This is a genomic window from Burkholderia sp. Ed8 (assembly GCF_040761425.1).
Classification (GTDB): Bacteria; Pseudomonadota; Gammaproteobacteria; order Burkholderiales; family Burkholderiaceae; genus Burkholderia; species Burkholderia seminalis.
The window spans coordinates 2,696,383-2,716,085 of record NZ_CP142886.1; the positions used below are offsets into that span (position 1 = coordinate 2,696,383).

At 65.6% G+C, this 19,703-nt stretch carries 14 protein-coding genes; 7 read left to right on the forward strand and 7 right to left on the reverse strand.

Annotated elements, in window-relative coordinates; translation table 11 throughout:
• Positions 1 to 10 precede the first annotated feature (10 nt).
• From VXM69_RS26340 to VXM69_RS26355, 4 genes are all read left to right on the forward strand, one after another.
• Entirely contained in the window at positions 11 to 1,354 is a 1,344-nt protein-coding gene (locus VXM69_RS26340; protein ID WP_124669801.1) for a DUF2169 domain-containing protein, read from the forward strand.
• Positions 1,347 to 1,946, forward strand: a complete 600-nt coding sequence (locus VXM69_RS26345; RefSeq protein ID WP_367189485.1) for a DUF4150 domain-containing protein — start codon at positions 1,347 to 1,349, stop codon at positions 1,944 to 1,946. Before VXM69_RS26340 ends, VXM69_RS26345 begins: the two co-directional genes overlap by 8 nt.
• A gap of 110 nt (positions 1,947 to 2,056) precedes the next feature.
• Complete coding sequence (locus VXM69_RS26350; RefSeq protein ID WP_367189486.1) at positions 2,057 to 3,058, forward strand: hypothetical protein; 1,002 nt, start codon at positions 2,057 to 2,059, stop codon at positions 3,056 to 3,058.
• 3 nt (positions 3,059 to 3,061) lie between these two features.
• Complete coding sequence (locus VXM69_RS26355; protein ID WP_124669800.1) at positions 3,062 to 3,478, forward strand: Imm70 family immunity protein; 417 nt, start codon at positions 3,062 to 3,064, stop codon at positions 3,476 to 3,478.
• A gap of 409 nt (positions 3,479 to 3,887) precedes the next feature.
• Here VXM69_RS26355 and glmS read toward each other — a convergent pair whose 3' ends face one another.
• The 7 genes from glmS to VXM69_RS26390 all read right to left on the reverse strand — a co-directional run bounded on the left by glmS (position 3,888) and on the right by VXM69_RS26390 (position 13,772).
• Complete coding sequence (glmS, locus tag VXM69_RS26360; protein ID WP_034186685.1) at positions 3,888 to 5,705, reverse strand: glutamine--fructose-6-phosphate transaminase (isomerizing); 1,818 nt, start codon at positions 5,703 to 5,705, stop codon at positions 3,888 to 3,890.
• A 48-nt stretch (positions 5,706 to 5,753) separates the two neighbouring features.
• Positions 5,754 to 6,842 carry a hypothetical protein gene (locus VXM69_RS26365; protein ID WP_367189487.1) on the reverse strand — a complete coding sequence of 363 codons (1,089 nt, stop codon included), beginning with the start codon at positions 6,840 to 6,842 and terminating at the stop codon, positions 5,754 to 5,756.
• 92 nt (positions 6,843 to 6,934) lie between these two features.
• Positions 6,935 to 9,085, reverse strand: coding sequence for a polysaccharide deacetylase family protein (locus VXM69_RS26370; RefSeq protein WP_034186687.1), 2,151 nt, complete (start codon positions 9,083 to 9,085; stop codon positions 6,935 to 6,937).
• 334 nt (positions 9,086 to 9,419) lie between these two features.
• On the reverse strand, positions 9,420 to 10,190 hold the full coding sequence (locus VXM69_RS26375; protein WP_301740682.1) for a hypothetical protein: 771 nt from the start codon (positions 10,188 to 10,190) through the stop codon (positions 9,420 to 9,422).
• Positions 10,191 to 10,203: 13 nt separating this feature from the next.
• Positions 10,204 to 11,217: a YaiO family outer membrane beta-barrel protein gene (locus VXM69_RS26380; RefSeq protein WP_034186689.1), complete on the reverse strand. Its 1,014-nt coding sequence runs from the start codon at positions 11,215 to 11,217 to the stop codon at positions 10,204 to 10,206.
• Positions 11,218 to 11,228: 11 nt separating this feature from the next.
• Positions 11,229 to 12,224, reverse strand: coding sequence for a polymer-forming cytoskeletal protein (locus tag VXM69_RS26385; RefSeq protein ID WP_034186690.1), 996 nt, complete (start codon positions 12,222 to 12,224; stop codon positions 11,229 to 11,231).
• Positions 12,225 to 12,227: 3 nt separating this feature from the next.
• Positions 12,228 to 13,772 (reverse strand): glycosyltransferase family 2 protein, encoded by a 1,545-nt coding sequence (locus VXM69_RS26390; protein WP_367189489.1) that lies wholly within the window; start codon positions 13,770 to 13,772, stop codon positions 12,228 to 12,230.
• A gap of 1,193 nt (positions 13,773 to 14,965) precedes the next feature.
• Between VXM69_RS26390 and wecB the strand changes: the two genes are divergently transcribed.
• The 3 genes from wecB (at position 14,966) to VXM69_RS26405 (ending at position 19,667) form a co-directional block, all read left to right on the forward strand.
• Positions 14,966 to 16,183, forward strand: a complete 1,218-nt coding sequence (wecB, locus tag VXM69_RS26395) for a non-hydrolyzing UDP-N-acetylglucosamine 2-epimerase (protein WP_034186691.1) — start codon at positions 14,966 to 14,968, stop codon at positions 16,181 to 16,183.
• 701 nt (positions 16,184 to 16,884) lie between these two features.
• Positions 16,885 to 17,346, forward strand: coding sequence for a (2Fe-2S)-binding protein (locus VXM69_RS26400; protein WP_367189490.1), 462 nt, complete (start codon positions 16,885 to 16,887; stop codon positions 17,344 to 17,346).
• A complete protein-coding gene (locus tag VXM69_RS26405) occupies positions 17,343 to 19,667 on the forward strand; it encodes a molybdopterin cofactor-binding domain-containing protein (RefSeq protein WP_367189491.1) in 2,325 nt (774 codons plus the stop codon). The genes VXM69_RS26400 and VXM69_RS26405 overlap by 4 nt, the downstream gene beginning before the upstream one ends.
• The last annotated feature ends 36 nt before the right edge of the window (positions 19,668 to 19,703 follow it).

The following is a 19,703-nucleotide window of genomic DNA, read 5'->3' on the forward strand; positions in this document are numbered from 1 at the left end:
GGGAGCGGGGATGGAATTCTCCAATTACACGCCTTTCCCGGCATTGGCGTTCGAATCGTTTGCTCCGGAAGGTGCGTCGTTCCATACCGTTGTATTGCGCCAGACTTTTGAGCTGCGCAATGGCTCGCTGGTGCTGGCACAGGAGCAGATGCCGCTCGCGACATCAGATCGTTTCCACGGCGAGCCGAATCAGTCCAGCGTGGCGGAGGAAAGCGATCTCGCGCCATATAAACCGCTTTGCGACGTACTGATCAACGGGACGGCCCATGCGCCGCAGGGGCGATCGTTGCCGCGCTTCGTGGCAGGCGTTCGAATAGTGTCGGTACCCATGCGATCCGACGACGACGCGGGTGTGCCAACGGCACAAGTCCTGCTGGATCGCAGGCTGTCCGTGACCGGCCCAAGGTACTTTGCTCGACGATCGATGCTTGGTCGAGGCATGAATCGACTCGTGAAGATCGCTTCGTTCGGCATCGTACGTCCCGTCGACTGGTGGCTGACGCCGCCCGAGCCAATCGCAGCGCTGCCTGTACGCTACGAATACGCGTGGGGCGGCCAGTGTCGGGTCGACGCGCAGGATCCGGCTTCAAAACGTGTGCCGAAGTCATCTCGGCTCGATGACAAACAGCAGGCTGCACATCCCGATCAAGATAACGTTCCGGCGGCGCATACGGTCTGCGAAGACAATCCGATCGGTCTGGGGTTTGCCGAGCGTTGGTTCCTTACTGCGACGAAGCAGCAGAAGGTCGCTGCTCCGCAGATTGAAGCCGGCAGTGAACCTGTCTCGATACAAGCATGGCTAGCATCTTCGAATGGGCAGGCGCACCCGTCACTGCGTCCGGCTGGCTTCGGTATCGTCGGGAAAGCGTGGCGATCGAGGCGTGAGCTTGCCGGCACCTACGATGACCAGTGGCTCGCTGAGCGCCATCCGGGCTTGCCAGACGATTTTCGGTTCAGGTACTGGAACGGCGCGCATCCGCTGATGCAGGTGCCGTACCTGAAGGGTAACGAGATGATCGTGCTGACGAATCTTGTTCCCGCCGGCACGCCCGGGTCGACCGTCGACGAGCGTGGCAATACGATCCTGCGCATCGCCTTGCCAGGACATCTACCGATGGGATGGGTCTACACCGACCAGTCGCTCAAGTTTGCGCCGTTGCTGCTCGATACGTTGTCTGTCGACGTGTCGGATGCTGCAAAGCCTATGGTGACGTTGGTATGGCGCGCGACGCTGATGAAGTCCATGCGTGCGCAGCGTTTCGAGGCAAGGTTTGTGAATCATGCCGACTTGGAGCGACTTGCTGCAGGTTCGCCGGCAACTTCGGTCGGATCGACGGGAGCGCAAGATGGCTGAACCGTTGGAGATTACCGTTACCGGTGACGCGGGCGATGTTTTCCGCGAGCACTTCAACATCCAGAGTGTCGAGCAGGCCCGTGACGCGGTGAAGAATCTGGATGCGCTGTGGAATACCCCGAATCCGTGGAGCGACCGTCCCGATCTGCGGGATATATTTGACGAGGCGGGGAAGTCAGTTCAAAGGCGCTTTGAAACTGGCGTTTATAAGCCGCAGGATCAGGCGCAACCGTCCGATCATTTCTCCAAGGGCAATCGGATTGCGTCGAGACAGGACGGTAGCTTCAAGGCCGTCAGTAGCACGCCTGATGTCTGCAAGACGCCGATGGGCAGTTCGACGCCGCCGGTGCCCTATCAGGTCATCTCGGATCTGAGCGGGTCATCGGGAATCGTGCCGAGCGTGCGATTCAACGGGAAGCCGGCGTACGTCCTCGATCAGAGTGTGGTTCCGACGTGTACTGGCGACGAAGCAGGTTCAGCCGACGGGGTACGCTCCGGAACGGTGGGGGCGAGACCAAGCCGACGAAGGGAAGCACGACGGTTCGCGCGGGCGGTCATCCGGTTATTCGCGATGGTGACCCGTGCACGATGAACTCCGGCAACTGTACAGGCACTTACGTAACCGCTCCCGCGCCGGGAAGCTCGGTGGATGCGAGCGGGAACGTCGTGGGGGATGCTAATCCGCCTCCCGAGAAGGGCGTCATGCATCAGGTCGGCGGGTTCTTTAAGGGAGCCGGCGGCGCGGTGTGGGACATGGGTAAGGGCTTGGTCGGGTTAGGAGTCGGGGCAGCCAAGTTATCGCCAGTGTCGCAGGCTGCCGAGGGGCTGTCTGATCTGACCGGGTTATACAACTATCACGGGTACTCGCAGACGTTGGATTCAGCCGGAAAGACCGCGCAAGCGATCTACGAGCATCCGGGAGCGATTGTCGACGGCATTACGAAACCATACATGGAAGCGTGGAGCCAAGGCAACTACGGTGAGGCGCTTGGGCGTGGCGCGGTCGACATCGGGGGCTTGTTTGTCGGCGGGGTTGGCGCTGCAGGCAAGGTCGGCGAAGTCGGAAATGTGGCAGGCAAGGTTGGAGAGGCAGTGAACGTTGCCGGCAAGGCTGGCGAGGTCGCTGATGTTGCCAATGCCGCCGGGAAAACGGGAGAGATTGCGAGCGCGGCGGGGAAAACGGGGGAAGTGGCAGAGGCGGGGGCTGCGACGGCCAAGGGGGCCGAAGTCGCTGAAGGTGCTGCTGACGGATCAAAGGTCGTTAAGCCAGCCGAAGCAGAGCCGGCTGGTGATGGGCTCAAAGTCCCGGCCAAACCCAAGAGACCGTCATGGAGACAGAGTGAAAAGGACGTTGGCAAGAAGCTGGGTGAGGGGTACAAAGAACAAAGGTCCTTCAAGGACGGGAAGGAGGTTCCGTACGGAACTAAGGGAAGTACACGTCCTGATTGGTACAAGGATGGTTCGAGCGTGGAAGTTAAGAACTACAATATTGAGACGCCGGCCGGTCAGGAGAGGCTGATCGATAACGTGTCAAATCAGGCGATCTATCGGGCTCAACAACTGCCGCAGAATACGGTACAGTCGCTGTACGTCGACATCCGAGGTCAGGAAGTCAGTCGTGGCGCGTTGCAAAACGTCATTCAGTCAATTTCCACGCGCAGCAACGGTATAATTCAGCCAAGCAATATTACGATATTGAGGTAGCGCATGTCAGTTGGCGTTCGAGTAGGGTCGATAGTCGATGAGGTCGGTGCTTCGAGCTTCTTCAATTCGTTCTTCGCCACGATCTGGGGACTGCTGGAGCCTAACGGTCCCGGAACGAAGTATCCCATAGTATCGAGGGAGTTTTATGAGGGGCGTATACCCCCGGAGCACGTGGAAAAGGCACTGGAAGAGTTGAAGGAAATTCGCAATGAGTTGGAGAAATTTCCGCCGACTGCAGTGATATGGGATTACGACGATCGATCCAAGCAGCCTCCTTGGGGTAAGGATATTAGTTCCGATATCACTTCGATGAGTAATTACTTTGTGTCTAGTACCGGCCGTGATCTGTTTGAGCTTCTGGTCGAAGCGTTTGATGATGCGGTGAAGAATAAGTCTGAGGTTACGATCGAAGAGATCTGACTTTTCTCATTGCAGGCGTTTAGTGGGAGCCTGCACATCAGGCCACTGAAGATTCTTTTGGAACTGCGAGTCGTGATGAAGCCCGCTGAGCGCGGGCTTTTTTGCGTGCGACAGAGGTGCTGCAGCGGGGCGGAAGCTTTGCTGGAGAAGCCTAGGGCTTTTCATTCCATCACCTGAACTGCGGGATGCAACTGTCTCCGGAGTCTAGAAGTCGAAAGAGAATAGACTGCGGCCTTCTAAGCCGTCGGTCACGCATTCGAATCGTGTAGGGTGGCCCAGAAACTCCCCTTGCATTTCAATCACATGTGCCGTCCGGTTGCCACGCGAATGCGCCGCGCCTTCCATGATTGATCGGGCGTCAGATATGCTCGCGCGCCGGCTCATGCATATTGTCCGAATCCAGCCCCCATCACTCCACCGTCACCGATTTCGCCAGATTCCTCGGCTTGTCGATATCCGCACCGCGCAAGCACGCCGCGTGATACGCGAGCAACTGTAACGGCACGACGTGCAGGATCGGCGACAACAGCCCGTAGTAATCCGGCATCCGCAGCACCGACACGCCTTCGCCGTTGTCGATCCGTGTATCCGCGTCGGCGAACACGTAGAGCTGCCCGCCACGCGCCCGCACTTCCTGCATGTTCGACTTGAGCTTTTCGAGCAGCGCGTCGTTCGGTGCAATCGTCGCGACGGGCATCGTGTGCGTCACGAGCGCAAGCGGCCCGTGTTTCAGCTCACCCGCGGGATACGCCTCCGCGTGGATATACGAAATCTCCTTCAGCTTCAGCGCCCCTTCGAGCGCGATCGGATAGTGCAATCCGCGCCCGAGAAACAGCGCGTTTTCGTGCTGCGAGAATTCCGCCGCCCAGCGCTCGATCTGCGGCTCCAGTCCGAGCACGTCTTCGAGCGCACCGGGTAGCCGTCGCAACTGCATCGTGTACCGCGCGAGCTGCGCGTCGTCGACGTAGCCGCGCAACCGCCCGAGCGTCACGGCAAGAATGAACAGCGCGACGAGCTGCGTCGTGAACGCCTTGGTCGACGCGACGCCGATTTCCGGGCCGGCCCGCGTCAGGAAGCGCAGGCCGGTTTGACGCATCATCGCGCTGGTCGGCACGTTGCAGATCGCCAGCGTGTCGATATGGCCGAGCGCCTGCGCGTACTTGAGCGCGGCGAGCGTGTCGGCGGTCTCGCCGGACTGCGACACGCTGACCACCAGCGTATTCGGCATCGCGAGCGCGTCGCTGTAACGGTATTCGCTCGCGATCTCGACCTGTGCGGGTATGCGCGCGATCGTTTCGAGCCAGCGGCGCGCGGTCAGGCCGGAATAGTGACTCGTGCCGCACGCGAGAATCAGCACGTTGTCGATCTGCTCGAACGCTCGCGCGGCATCCGGGCCGAACACGGCCGGATCGAACAACCCCGCGTCCGGGATGGTCGCGGCCACCGCCTGCGGTTGCTCGAAAATTTCCTTCTGCATGAAATGCCGGTACGGCCCGAGTTCGACCGCACCCTGCGCGGACGAAACGGTTTGTATCGCGCGTTCGACCGGTGCGCCGGTGCGATCTAGCACGCATACGCCGCCTGGCGTCAACTCGACGATGTCGCCTTCCTCGAGAAAGATGAAGCGGTCGGTGATACCGGCGAGCGCGAGCGCATCGGACGCAAGAAAGCATTCGCCGTCCTTCACGCCGACGACGAGCGGCGAGCCGGCCCGCGCGCCGATGAGCCGCTGCGGTTCGTGTTTGCTGAACACCGCGATCGCGTAGGCGCCGTGCAGCTGCGCCGTCGCATCGCGTACGGCGGCGAGCAGGTCGCCGCGATACTTGCTGTGGATCAGGTGGGCGACGACCTCGGTATCGGTCTGGCCGTCGAATTCGTAGTGCTTGTCTGAAAGTTGCTTGCGCAACGTTTCATGGTTCTCGATGATGCCGTTGTGCACGAGCGCGATCTCGTCGCGCGAGAAGATCGGGTGCGCGTTGCAGGTTGCGGGCGCGCCATGGGTCGCCCAGCGCGTGTGGGCGATGCCCGTGCTGCCGGTCAGGCCGGCGCTGCGCACGTGCGCGTCGAGATCGGCGACGCGCGACATGCTGCGTTCGCGGCGCGCCTGGCCGTTGACGACCGTCGCCACCCCGCATGAATCGTAGCCGCGATATTCAAGGCGGCGCAAACCTTCGATCAGAATCGGGACGATGTCCCGTTGCGCGACCGCGCCGACGATGCCACACATGACACGTCTCCTTCCCTGTCAATTCTCCTGGACCGCATGCACGCTGTGTCAGCGCGACGCGGTCGCCGTTGCCTCTGCCGTCGTGAAGCCGCATTGAGCGGGCGCGACGGGGTCGGCCATCCTGCTTTCGAATGCGAGATAAAGGGATTCCTCCAGTACGTTCCAGTGCGCGCCGTGCCGGTACGGGCCCGATCGCGCATGCCAGCAGGCGACCGTGCTCCAGTCGTTCATCTTGAATGCGACCAGCGCGATCAAGCCCCACGGATAATCGCTGCCGGCCAGCTGCAGCCAGGTCTTGCCGTATTTCTGCATCCATTGCGCGTAGATCGTCTCGTTCGATTGGGCGGGAACTTGAATCCCCGACAGGAGCGGGAAGATCTGCGCGACTTTCGCCGGATAGAAGGTCGTGTCGCTGATGCGCTGCGTGCTTGCCCGAAAGCCGGACTGCGTGCCGCGCCAGAACACCTTCAGGATCGCCGACGAGAGCCGGTCGGCGCGCTGGCTCCATGGGCCCGCATGCGCGTAGTCGGCATGCCGCATGTAGTACGCGGCGAGTGCCTGGAACGCGCTGTGTACCTCGACGTTGTCCATCAGCAGCGCGACGTGCAGCGTCGACGAGATCTGATAGACGCCGGCGGGCTTGCTGAGCAGCGTGTCCAGATGCGCGCCCGCGCGGTTCAGGCTGAGTTCCCAGGCGGCGGGCATGCCGTCGGGCGGCGCGAAGCGGGAGAGCAATTCGATCCACGTCGCCATCATCGAGTCGTCGGCGTCGGCTTCCGCGCATGGACTGTACTGGCCGCTCTTCATGCAGTAACGATCGAAGCCGCCGTCCGGACGCTGGCGCGGCAACAGCCACGCGATCCACGCGAGTGCGGCCTGATGGGCATCGAGCCCGGCGTCGGCGGCGCCGAGCAGCGCCTTCGCCGCGAAGTAAGGATCGATGCCGGCGCCGTTCAGGCGCACGGTGATCGCGCCGTCGGGGCGCTGGTACAGTCCGTTGAGCTGGAGTTCGGCGGCACTCGCGTGCGGCGCGAAGCCGAATGCCGAGAGGCAACTGACAACGCACCACAGGCGGCATAGCCGGGCGACGGCCGCCACGCGTGCGCGTGCGGCCGGGAACAGCGCGGGCCGGTTCATGATCGGGGGCTCCTGCGCGGTGGTCCTGCGCAAATCCCGCCGGGCGCGGCGTTGGCCGCGTCGCGCGCCGGCGGGTAGGTCGATGTTGCGGCTCAGTGCACCTTGGCGCTGGTGAACTTGAGGCTGGTGCCGCTGATCGCGGTCACGAGCCAGTACGTCGAGTCGGTAATGACGACGCTGCCGAGGCCTTGCGTGATGACCGGCAGTGCGAAGCCCTTCTTGGGCAGCAGCCAGGTCATGTTCGCGAGGCTGGTCGGGTGGCTGGCGGCGAACGCCCAGCCGCTGCCCGTGTCGGTGGCCGACCACGTGACGTTCAGGCGTGCGCGATCGAAGATCGTGATGTCGCTCATCGTGTACCACTTGAACTGACCCGCCAGTTTCAGCGTATTGGCTTGCGAGAAGATCGCGGACAGCGTCGACGTGTAGGACGACGCGCCGAGCGGGTGCGCGTAGATCAGCCGGCTCGTACGGTTCGCGACGACGAAGTTCATCAGGGCTGCGTACCAGTTGTTCACGTCGCTCGTGGGCACCGCATACTGCTGGAATTCCTCGAACGTCGCGTACTTGCCGAACGGCATCACGGGGTACGCCCACAGGCCCGGGTTCAGCAGCGCGCCGTTGCGGTATGCGCGGGTCGGCGCCGAGCCGGTGTGGCCGGTGAAGTAGTACCCGTTGAAGCCGTTGCTCTCGAGCCAGTTGACCGACCAGGTCGGCGTGTTGCCTTCCGGCGCCGCATATTCGACATCCGGCTGGCCCGACGCGGCCTGGACGGCCTGATGGTTCATCACGAGGTACTGGGTGAACGTGCTCGCGTTCGTTTCGCTGGCGTTCGCCCCCCAGTAGTCGTGGATCCAGCCGCCGTGGCTGCCGACGCGATGGCCCTTGCTCACGAAATACCTCACGAGACTCTGCGCGGTCGGGTTGTTGGCGAGGTTGATGCCGTCGCCGTCGCCGAAGGCCGCTTCGTCGGGGCCGGCCGTGATCACGAGCGAGAACGGGCCGTTGTTCCACACGCCGAGGTTCTTCAACTGGAGTGCGGGTTGGATCTGGTCGCCGGCGCAGAAGTGCCAGTTGAACACCAGCCCGGCCATCGCCTTCGGCAGCGGCGACAGCGACGGCAGGTTCAGCATCTGCGTGCCGAAATAGTGCAGGTACCCGTGGATCAGCATGCCGTCGGTCTGGCCGTCGAGGTAGGCGAGCGGCAGGTTGACGAATAGCACGCCGCCGTTGCCGTACGTGTTGTAGCCGGATACCAGCCCGAACGTCGGCGAGGTCAGGATCGTCGTGCCGGTGTACGTGCCCTGCGTGACGAAGCTCGGATAGGTGAGGAAGCCGTACACGTAGCCGGAGATGCCTTCGAGCGTGTCGGTGGTCGTCGCCGCGGTCGACGCGAGCGCGGTGGTCGCCGTGCCGGCCGTCGTGCTGACGAGCGAGTTGGCGCTATAGGTGCCGGACTTCACGAGCTTGCCGTTCGCAACGCCGGTCAGCTTCGGGGCCGTCTGGTTCAGTACGCCGCTGCCTGCGGACGGCGTGTCGTACTGGAACCACGCACCGTGGTTGTAGTTGGCGAGGCCGCCCGGGTTCGACGGGCTGGCGGACAGATAGAGCGCGCTGCCGGACGTCTGCTTCGACGAATTGTTCGTCTTCGTGTTGTTCGTGCTCGCCGCGGCCATGACGCTGGCGGTCGTCGTGGTCGACGCGGTCGTGGTCCACGTCATCGACTTGCCGGGAGGCACCTGGAGCGTGCGAAGCCAGCTGCTCATGCCGGTTACGTTGCCGAGACCGATCATGTTGCCGCCCAATTGGTCATACAGTACGTAGTCCACACCGACCATGTTGCTGAAACGGGATTTGGGGCTCACGTAGAAGCCGGCCGAATTCAGCACGCCGAAATCGTAGACGAGCATCACCTTGCCGCCGTTCAGCGCATAGTTCTGGATCGCCGTGACGAGCGTGTCGTCGGCCGTCGTATGCACCTGATCGGGCAGGATCAGGCCGGGATACTGCGACAGCGACGCGCCGGCCGCCATGAACTGGCTGTCGGTCATCACCGTGATCTGCAGCCCTTCCTCTTGCGCGGTGTCCAGCCATGCGGACACGCGCGGATCGGGCAATGTCAGCGTATTCGGCACCAGCAGGATGAGCTGGTTGGTGGCCGCCTGAACCCCGCCCGGACTGAATGCGAACGCGAGCGCGAACAACGCGAACAGGATCCGCAAGAACTTGCCTGACTTTGCCAACATGGTGTACTCCTCGCTCAAGGAATGGGGGCGCGCGGCCGCCGTGATGCGCGTGCCGCCAGGTCGACCAATCCTGCCCCGTAGGTGTGTGCGGCTGTCCGGTGCGTCGGATATCGAGCGGCACCTGTCGACGGCAGCCGGACCGACGAGATACGTCGGTATGCCGCGCTGTCGTCGTCGACGAGAGGACTCGATGCGACGTATCGAACGAAGCGAACAACGTGCCATTCGCCCCGGAGGCCCGGTCCTGCTGGCTTCATGTGACATGGACCGTGCGGCACGGGAGCAAACGCAATGGATTCGTTTCATCGCTGATACGGCGCATTAGCGGGCGAAATCAGCAGACGGAATCGGAGCCGTTCGTCAGCGCGCCGGGCCAGCTTGCGCAGTAGGTGTAGAGCGTGACCAGCAGGCCGATCAGCAGGGGTCCGCCAAGCAGGAAATAGCAGAACGGCAGGAACAGCAGCGAGCCGTGATGAATGATCGTCGCGTGCAGCAGCATCACGAACGGCAGCGCGACGATGAAGTAGCCGAGCACCAGCATCGACGCGACGGCCTTCTGTGGCAGCGAGAAATCGAGCGGGTAGTACAGCGCCGCCATCACCAGCGGGATCATCGCGATCGCCGCGCCGTGCAGCACGAACATGTCGCGCAGATGCAGCAGCGGGCCATACGGAAACGTGCCGGGCGCGAGCCAGAAGTACACGCAAATCAGCAACTGGGTGAAGCTCGCGATACGTAACAGATATGCAACAGGCAGCCAGTTCCTGTGCCGTATGAAGGATGCGGCGAAGCCGATCGCGCAGAGCGCCGCGGTGGCGGCCAGCAGCATGCCGCCCGGCATGCGCGCGGCGACGTCGATCGACAGCAGCGGTACGCGCGGCGCATCGGGCGGATAGCCGAGCACGATCACGTGGAGCGCCGGATCGATCTGGTGCGCACCCCACACCATCACCGCGCGCCAGTAGCGCCAGGCGAGCGGCAAGCCGACCCACAGCAACGCATACAGCGAGGGCGTCAGCAGGGCGATCGACAGCAGCCAGCGCTGCGGATGGGCGTGAATCCGCAGCGAACGGTCGGCGGGAGGGCGGACGGGATGCGTCTGCATGGCGCCCGCCCGGCTACCAGCGATAAAACACGCTGAGCTCGCCGCCGATCCGCGAGTAGTAAGGGTTGTGGTAGTAATTGAATTCGAGCTGCGTGCCCCACTTGCGCGTGAACCAGTAACGCCATTTCGCGTCGATCTCGTGGCTGCGGAAATCGGCGATCTGCGAGCCGGAGCCCGTGACCTGGTAGGCCTCGCGCCCGAACCCGCCGCGCAGCACGATCACGCTCTTGCCGACTTCGCCGTAGGTGACGGCGCCGTAATAGGCCGGCGCCTTTACCGATCCGGGCGAATCGACGGTGTAGTTCGTGCCTGCCTCGAAGATCCACTTCGGCAGGGCGTACCAGATCACGCCGGCGTGATAGAGCTGGTCGCGATGGCCGCTGCGGTTCCATGCGTAGCCGGCGCCCAGCGACACGACCAGCGAACGATCCGACAATAGCTTGCGATTGATCGACAGGTCGACGCGTGCGCTCGGCAGGATCGTCCCCGACGTGGTGCCCGCGAAGCCGATGCCGCCGAACCAGTCGGGGCCGAGATCCTGCACGTAGGTCAGGGCGCCGAGCTGCGTGTTCTCGCCGAAGCGGTGCAGTTGCGCGAGTTCGCCGAGCACGGTGCGCCCGCCATCCTGATAGACGCCACGCAGATGCACGCCGTACCAGTCGCCGTAGCCGTGCGTCAGGTGTGCGCTCGAATAGCCGAGCGACAGTTCGGTATGCGATTCTTGCGGCGCCTGGACATGTGTGACGATTGCGTCGGGCAGGGCCGGCCGGTTCGTATCGTCAGGCGTGAACTCGGCGAGCGGCACGCCGTCCGGCAGGCCGTCGGCGCTGACGCGGACGAACGTGGATTCGTCGCGCGGCCGCGGCGTGATGACGGTCGGGACGTCGGGCGACGGCGCGGGCGGCGCGGCGGCCGCATCGTCCGGCAGTGCCGCGAGCGCCGGTGGCGTACCGAAGGCGACGCCGCACAGCACCGCGAGGGTGGCAACCGGCACGCGCGGACCGCGATGGCAAGGGCGATCGGACATGAAGGCGCTCCTTAACGGGATGCATGGAACCAGCCGCTGCGCCACGCGACGAGGTCGCCATGCACGCAGGCATGACCGACGACCGAGACATCGCGCGCACATGCGCTGACAGGATGGCCGGCGACACCGATGCGTGCACCGGTCAGCCGTAGCAGGCCGCCGGCCGACACGATCCCGTCGATGCAGCTCGCATTCGCGAGCAGCACGTCGTCGCGCGCGAACACGGCGCCGTGCAGCAACGCATGACGTTCGAGTTCGACGCGATGCGCCTTGACGCTGCCGCGCAGCACGCAGCCTTCGCCGAGCACGAGCGTGCCGTCGACGATGAGGTTGCCTTGCACGACCGTGTGCGCGGGCAGGCGAACGTCGCAATGCACCAGGTAGCGGCCGTGCAGGAAGCGATGCGGGAGCGATGCGAAGTGGCGGGCGAGCGAGATCGCGCGGCGCGGCGCGGCTGGCGTGCCGACCGGTCGCGCGCTCGGTGCCGCGCCGAAGACGATCGGCTCGCCGTACAGGCACGCGAAGCCGCCGGCGCCGCGCAGGTGTACCGTGCCGCCGACCACGACGCCACGCAGCACCGCGCCGTCGACGTCGATCCGCGGCGCGTGCGCAAGCGCGCCGATGGTCGCGCCGGCGCGAATGTCGATGCGTTCGCCGGCGAACGCGTACGCCGCGCGGGCGCCGCCGTCGAGCGTGATCGCATGATCGGCATGGAGCACGTCGTCGCGATGCTCGTCGTGCGCGACGTGGATCGTGCCGGCGTGCTGCACGGCCAGTCCGAGCGCTTGCCAGGGCGGTGCGGCGGACGGATCGGCCGCCGGTTCGCCGGCCGCGTGCGCGCGCAGCGCGTCGTGCCATTGCGTGGCGAGCAACGCCTGATCGACGAACGGACCGTCGCCGATCGGCAGCGCCGCGACGTCGCTGCGCCGGATCAACTCATGCAGCATCGGCAGGAACGGCAGGCTGAGCACGCCGGCCACCGGCACCAACACATTGAAGGTCGTCATCGATCATCGCTCCGGTTTCAGTTGCCGGCGAAAGCGCTCGGTCTTGTCCCACTTCAGTTCGCGACGGAATGCGGCGTCGAGCGTGAGTCCCCACAACGCGGAGACGACGGCCGCGATCGTCACGCAGAAGCCGACGACGTTGACCGGTACGAGCCGCAGCCGCGTCGCGCGGCCGTCGAGCCGGGCGGCGACGACGATCTCGAAGAACACGCCGAAGTTGCCGAAGGTGCTGAACGAGAACAGCGCGAACAGCGACACGATCAGGCCGAGCGCCGTCGAGTTGACCCCGTTGAACAGGTAGAGCGTGAGCGCGGCGATCCATGCGACCGCGAGCAGCGCGGGCATCACGAACACGCCGAGCAGCAACGCGCCGTCCAGCCGGCAGCGCCGCGAGATCAGCGGGTTGCGCAGTACCGGAACCAGATAGCGCAGCAGCGTCTGGTTGTGGCCTTTCGCCCAGCGCGTCAACTGCCGGGCACGCACGGCCCAGCGCTCCGGCACTTCCTCATAGCATTCGGCGTGATTCAGGTAGACCGTGCGCCAGTCGCTCAGCAGCAGGCGATAGGTCATGTCGGTGTCCTCGGCCAGCGTGTCGTCGCGCCAGCCGCCCACCGCGTCGAGCGCGCCCTTGCGGATGCCGCCGACCGTGCCGCCGTACTGCGGCACCAGGTTGAGGTTGTTGCGGGCTTGCTGGTTGACCTGGTAGCCGCCCGCGCGCTCGAGGTCGAGCAGCCGCGCGAGCAGGTTGCTGTCGGCGTTCTGCGGCACGACGCGGCCCATCACCGCGCCGACTTCCGGATCGAAGAACGGCGCGACGAGTTCCTTCAGCAGCCCCGGGCGCGGCAGGTAGTCGGCGTCGAACACCACCATGATGTCGCCGCGAATGTAGCGCAGCGCATCCTTCAGCGCGGCCGCCTTGCCCGGTTTGCCGGTCTCGCGGTGAAACGGCTGGATGAGGTCGGGCGCGAGCGCCCGGACCTCGTCGATCAGCGCACGGGTGTTGTCGGTCGAGCGGTCGTTGACCGGAATGATCGTCAGCCTGTCGCGCGGGTAGGTCGTCGCCAGCAGTGCCATCAGGCAATCGACGACGACGGCTTCCTCGTTGTGGGCGGCGACGAACACCGTGAGCCTCGGCCAGGCGCCGTGGGTAATCGTCCGGTAGGGCGCGCATTGCGGCTTGAACAGGCGGTCGAGGCTGAACACGTAATGCCGTCCGGCGTAGATGCACGTCAACACCGTGAACAGCCACAGGTACGCGACGCAGGGCATCAGCAGCAGGTCGGGGTCGAGCGTGATACCCGGCGCGCCGGCCGGCGGCGGCTCGAGCGACGCGTTCGCATCGGGCGAAGCCTGCGCGGCGATCGCGAACCGCGCGCCGTCGAGGGCCGCGCGTTCGACCGCGACCGCGGCGTTTGCGGCAGGCAGGATGATCCGCGCCGGCTCGGCGATCGCCTGCGATGCGGTGTCGCGCACGCTCAGCGAAAAGGCAAGCACGATCAGCAGCAGAACGCCTTGCTCGCAGAGTGACGCCATCCGCGGATTCTTCATGTCCTGGTCCCCGGTGTCCGCGACGACGACCGATGAGAGCGGAAGGCGCCCGTGGATCGCGCGGATGTCAATGGGACGCGGCCGCACGTTCGTCGCGCGGGGCGGATGTCGTTCGCCCCCGCGCACGCGTCGCGTCGCTTCCCGGCTTCGTTGCTTTGGCGTCCCCGTCCGTCTGCTGCTGCCGTGCGAGTGCTTCGGGACGCACCTGTCTGACATTAAGCAAGGCGTGAGCCATGGGCCGCGATGCCCCGTGCAGCAAGGAGGCGGGCGCGAGGCGCGCGTAGGGTCGGGCGCGTGGCGACGTGTTTTGATTCACTGACGAATCAGCGCCGTCGCGCGACATGCGACGCCACGCAGCCTGCGACACATCTCGCCGACCTCGCACGGCGGGCGGTTTGTCTAACGAGTCGTCGCCGCCTTGTTCGATGTGGCCTGGCGAGACGTGCAGCGGCGTGTCGCTCGCCGCGCGCGCGTTGCCCCGATGGACGAAACGGTTGCCGCCGTCGTGCGCGCGGAATAGACCGGACTCCGATGTATCTTCCCGCTCGGCTCTGCGTTACACATTCGCAACATTTCCCGCGCATGCATTCGTGCGACGCAAGCCGCGCCGCGTGTCGGGGAATTCGCGCGCACATGGTCGTGGCCGGAGGTCGCGTGCGCGCCGCGCGCTGCACAGACAAAAGTGCCGAATCGAGACGACGCAACGCGCTTCGAAAGATGCACGCGGTTCGATGCGTGACGGGCGTCCGACCTGCGTTCTCGATTCATCGGACGACGTCGTCAGACGGATCGCGCGATCGGCCGGCTGTTTATCGTTGTCGTGCCGGCTCGTCGATGAGACGCCCGTAGCAGTTGTGAAACATTCCGTAACGCACCGCGCATGTGCGGTGTGCGTCGCGCGAGCCGGCTGCGGCTGCGGGGGCGGCTGGTTTGAATATTGCTGGTGTGGAAGCGACGTGACGGACCGACGTGACGCTCGACACAGCGAGGAACGACTCATGACGTGACTGATCAGTGCAACGGGACGCCGGTAGTACGACGATTCGCGTGGCCGGGACCGCGCGGACAGGACGGCGCGCTTGCCTCGCAGCACGGTTACGTGCCGACCGCGCGAGTATGGGCAGTGCCGCCTGAATACATGCTTCGCGCCACGTGCAGGATCATCCGCGCGAAGTGGCTAAACGAGGATAACGATGAAGAAGATCTTGCTTGTGTTCGGGACTCGGCCGGAGGCCATCAAGATGGCGCCGCTGGTGCGTGCGCTGAAGGCGCAAGCGGAGGTCGACGCCCGGGTATGCGTGACCGCGCAGCATCGGGAAATGCTCGACCAGGTGCTGACGCTGTTCGACATCAAGCCCGACTACGATCTCAACCTGATGCGGCAAAGCCAGACGCTGACCGACGTGACGACCGGCATTCTTCAGGCGATCGGCATGGTCTTCGACGACCTGCGTCCGGACGTCGTGCTGGTGCACGGCGATACGACGACCACGCTGGCGGTCAGCCTGGCGGCGTTCTACCGCTATCTGCCGGTCGGGCACGTGGAGGCCGGGCTGCGCAGCGGCGACATCTGGTCGCCGTGGCCGGAGGAGCTGAATCGCCGCGTGACCGATGCGGTGTCGTCGTGGCACTTCGCGCCGACCGGGCAGGCGCGCGACAATCTGCTCAGCGAGGGCGTGCCGGGCAGCGGCGTCTCGCTGACCGGCAATACCGTGATCGATGCGTTGCACGAGGTCAAACGCATGCTGGACCGCACCTCTGCGTTGTCTGACAAGGTCGCCGCGTATTTTCCGTTTCTCGAACCGTCGCGGCGCGTCGTGCTGATCACGGGGCATCGCCGCGAGAGTTTCGGCGAACCGTTCCAGCATTTTTGCGAGGCGCTCTGTACGCTCGCGGGCCGCTATCGCGACGCGCAGTTCGTCTATCCGCTGCACATGAATCCGAACGTGCGGGAGCCGGCGCGAGCGCGGCTCGGCGGCGTGCCGAACATCTACCTGATCGAACCGCAGGAATACCTGTCGTTCGTATTCCTGATGTCCCGCGCGCATTTCATCATTACCGATTCGGGCGGCATTCAGGAAGAAGGGCCGGCGCTCGGCAAGCCGGTGCTCGTCACGCGCGAGACGACCGAGCGGCCCGAGGCGATCCAGGCCGGCACCGCACGGCTCGTCGGTACGGACCAGGAGCGGATCGTGTGGGAGGCGTCGCGCCTGTTCGACAGCGAAAGCGCCTACGAGGAAATGTCGCGCGCGAGCAATCCGTATGGCGACGGCCATGCGAGCGAGCGGATCGTTCACGCGCTGATGCGCACGCCGGGCGTGACCACGAAAACGACGAGTTTTTCGATGGGGGCAACGGAGATGCCGTTCAACGCGCTCACGCTGGGCTTGCAGGCGTTGCGCTCGCCGTGAGCCGGATCGCGCGATAGCGTACTTCCGTACCGTTCGTTGCCGTCGCGCGAGAATCCGGTTCGGCCGCCAGGCCGGCCGGATCCTCGCATTTGCGCGACCCCGAACGAATTTTCCCGCCGCGTTCTTCAAGACTGTCTTAGCGGACTGCTCCGTTCTCGGTGCGGCGCCGCGCATGGATACTTCCGCGGATACCCGCCCCGCATCGGCCGGAATGCACGGCAAAGTCCCGGTTTCAGATGCGGGGATCCGATGCATCCGATCCCCGGTCATCCGTCGCAACCCATGCCGCGCGAGTTCGGTCTCGACCCGGTCGGCTGGAAAGCGCCCGGCGGCGCAAAGCTGCCGCACATCGGTTAAAGTTGGAGCGCGGCTCAATCCCCATACGAATCCGCCTGCCCGGGCATGTCGAAGCCCTCCGGGCCGGACGTCGCGCGCGGGGGCAGCGGCGATCCCGGGCACCGTTTCTGGCAGCCCCGACAGGGTCGCGTCGCCTGAGTGACGGTTTGCGTGGGGCAGAATCGGGACCCGCGGGCGCCCGCTTTCGCTCGGAGTCGAACACCCGGTCGTCATCGGCACCGATAGCCCGTCGGCCGCTGGTGCTGCCGGCGAAGCAGTCCGCCAGGCGGTGCCGGGCCGGCACCGTTCGAATCCCCACACGGCACCCGTGGTGCGACGCGGGCGCCTCGACCAGGAGGTGAACGATGATCACGCTGACCGTCAACGGTAGCGAGCAACACTTCGACGGCAATCCCGACATGCCGTTGCTCTGGTATCTGCGCGACGTGCTCGGCCACACCGGCACCAAGTTCGGCTGCGGGATGGCGCTGTGCGGCGCGTGTACCGTTCATCTCGACGGCGTCGCGATCCGGTCGTGCATCACGCCCGTTGCGGCGGCTTCCGGCAAGCGCGTGACGACGATCGAGGGACTGTCGACCGACCTGACCCACCCGCTGCAGCAGGCATGGCAGGAACTGAACGTCGCGCAATGCGGCTACTGCCAGTCCGGGCAGATCATGCAGGCCGCATCGCTGCTGAAGGCGAATCCCCATCCGACCGATGCCGACATCGACGATGCGATGTCCGGCAACATCTGCCGCTGCGGCACCTACACGCGCATTCGCGCGGCGATCCGCCTGGCCGTGCGCCGCGGAGGTGCCGCATGAGCGCGCCCGAACTCTCCGTCCACAACGAAAGCCGCCGCGCGCTGCTGCTGGGCTTCGCGTCCGGCGGGCTGCTGCTCGCGTTCGGCGTGCCGTCGCTCGCGCAGGCCGCGGCACCGGTGCAGCCGCCCGTCAGCACGAACCCGCAATACGGCGGCGCCGGGATGCCGCACGGGCTGCGCGACGATCCGCACCTGTTCGTCGCGATCGCCCCGGACGGCACCGTGACCGTCACCTGCATCCGCTCCGAGATGGGACAGGGCGTGCGCACGAGCGTCGCACTCGTGGTCGCCGACGAGCTGGGTGCCGACTGGGCGCGCGTGAAGGTCGCGCAGGCCGTCGGCGACGAGCCGCGCTACGGCAACCAGAACACCGACGGCTCGCGCAGCCTGCGCCAGAGTTTCGCCGCGCTGCGTCGGGCAGGGGCCGCCGCGCGCACGATGCTCGAGCAGGCGGCCGCGACCGAGTGGGGCGTCGATGTGGGCCAGGTCAAGGCATCGGTGCACGAGGTCGTCGACACGAAGGGCGGGCGCAAGCTCGGTTTCGGCGAACTCGCCGCGAAAGCGGCCGCGTTGCCGGTGCCCGACACGAAGACGCTCGCGTTGAAGGCACCGGCCGAATTCCGCTATATCGGCAAGGGCAAGACCGCGCTGATCGACGGGCGCGACATCGTCGGCGGCCGTGCGCACTACGGGATCGACACGCGGCTCGACGGCATGCTGTATGCGGTCGTTGCGCGGCCGCCGGCCTACGGCGACACGGTCGCGTCATTCGATGCGTCGGCGGCCGAGAAACTGCCGGGCGTCGTCAAGGTCGTGCAGCTTGCGTCGGCGCCGCTGCCGTCCGGCTTCCAGCCGCTCGGCGGCGTGGCCGTCGTCGCACGCGACACGTGGACGGCCATCCAGGCGCGCGCGCAACTGAAGATCGACTGGAAGCGCGGGCCCCACGCGGGCTACGACTCGGCCGACTATCGCAAGGCGCTCGAGGCGGCCGCCGCGCAGCCGGGCGACGTGATCCGCAACGACGGCGATGCGGCCGCGGCGCTCGCCGGCGCCGCGAAACGCGTCCGTGCGACGTACTACATCCCGCATCTCGCCCACGCGACGATGGAGCCGCCCGCGGCCGTCGCGCGCGTGGCCGACGGCCGCTGCGAGGTGTGGACCTGCACGCAGGCGCCCCAGACCACCCGCGACGAGGTCGCGAAGGCGCTCGCGCTGCCGACCGAGCGCGTGACGGTCAACGTGACGCTGCTCGGCGGCGGATTCGGCCGCAAGTCGAAACCCGATTACGTGGTGGAAGCCGCGCTGCTGTCGAAGGCGGTCGGCGCGCCCGTGAAGCTGACGTTCACGCGCGAGGACGACATCGCGCACGACTATTTCCACGCGGTGTCGCTCGAGGCGTTCGACGGCGGGATCGACGCGTCGGGGAAGGTGGTCGCGTGGCAGCATCGCACGGTCGCGCCGTCGATCCAGTCGACCTTCAAGCCGGACATCGTGCACGAGCAGCCGGGCGAACTGGCTCAGGGGATCGCGGACCTGCCGTTCGCGATCCCGAACGTGCGGATCGAGAATCCGGTTGCCGAAGGGCACACGCGGATCGGTTGGTTTCGCTCGGTCTACAACATCCCGCATGCGTTCGGCATCCAGAGCTTCGTGTCGGAGCTCGCGCACGCGGCCGGCCGCGACCCGAAGGATTTCCTGCTCGCGCTGATCGGGCCCGCGCGGCGCTTCGAGCCGCACATCACGGTGAAGAACGTGAACTACGGCGAGGATCCCGCGCTGTACCCGGTCGATACGGGGCGGCTGCGGCGCGTGGTCGAGACGGTCGCGCGCGAAGCCGGCTGGGGGCGCAAGCTGCCGAAGGGGCACGGGCTCGGGATCGCCGCGCATCGCAGTTTCGTGTCGTACACGGCGGCGGTCTGCGAGGTGCAGGTCGGCGCGGACGGCAGGATCACGGTGCCGCGCGTCGACATCGCGATCGACTGCGGGCCTCAGGTCAATCCGGAGCGCGTGCGCTCGCAGCTCGAGGGGGCGGTGGTGATGGGGCTCGGCATCGCGCTGCATGGCGAGATCACGTTCAAGGACGGCCATCCGGAACAGAGCAACTTCAACGGCTTCCAGTTGCTGAGAATGAACGAGGCGCCGCGCGAGATCCGCGTGCATCTCGTCGCGCCGGACGACTTCACGGCACCGCTCGGCGGCGTCGGCGAGCCGGGCCTGCCGCCCGTCGCACCGGCGCTGACCAACGCGATCTTCGCGGCGACCGGCACGCGCATCCGCAGCCTGCCGATTGCCGATCAGCTCGCGAAGCCGCAGGCGGGTTGACGCACAATCCCTCCGACGCCGGGCCGCTTCGCGCGG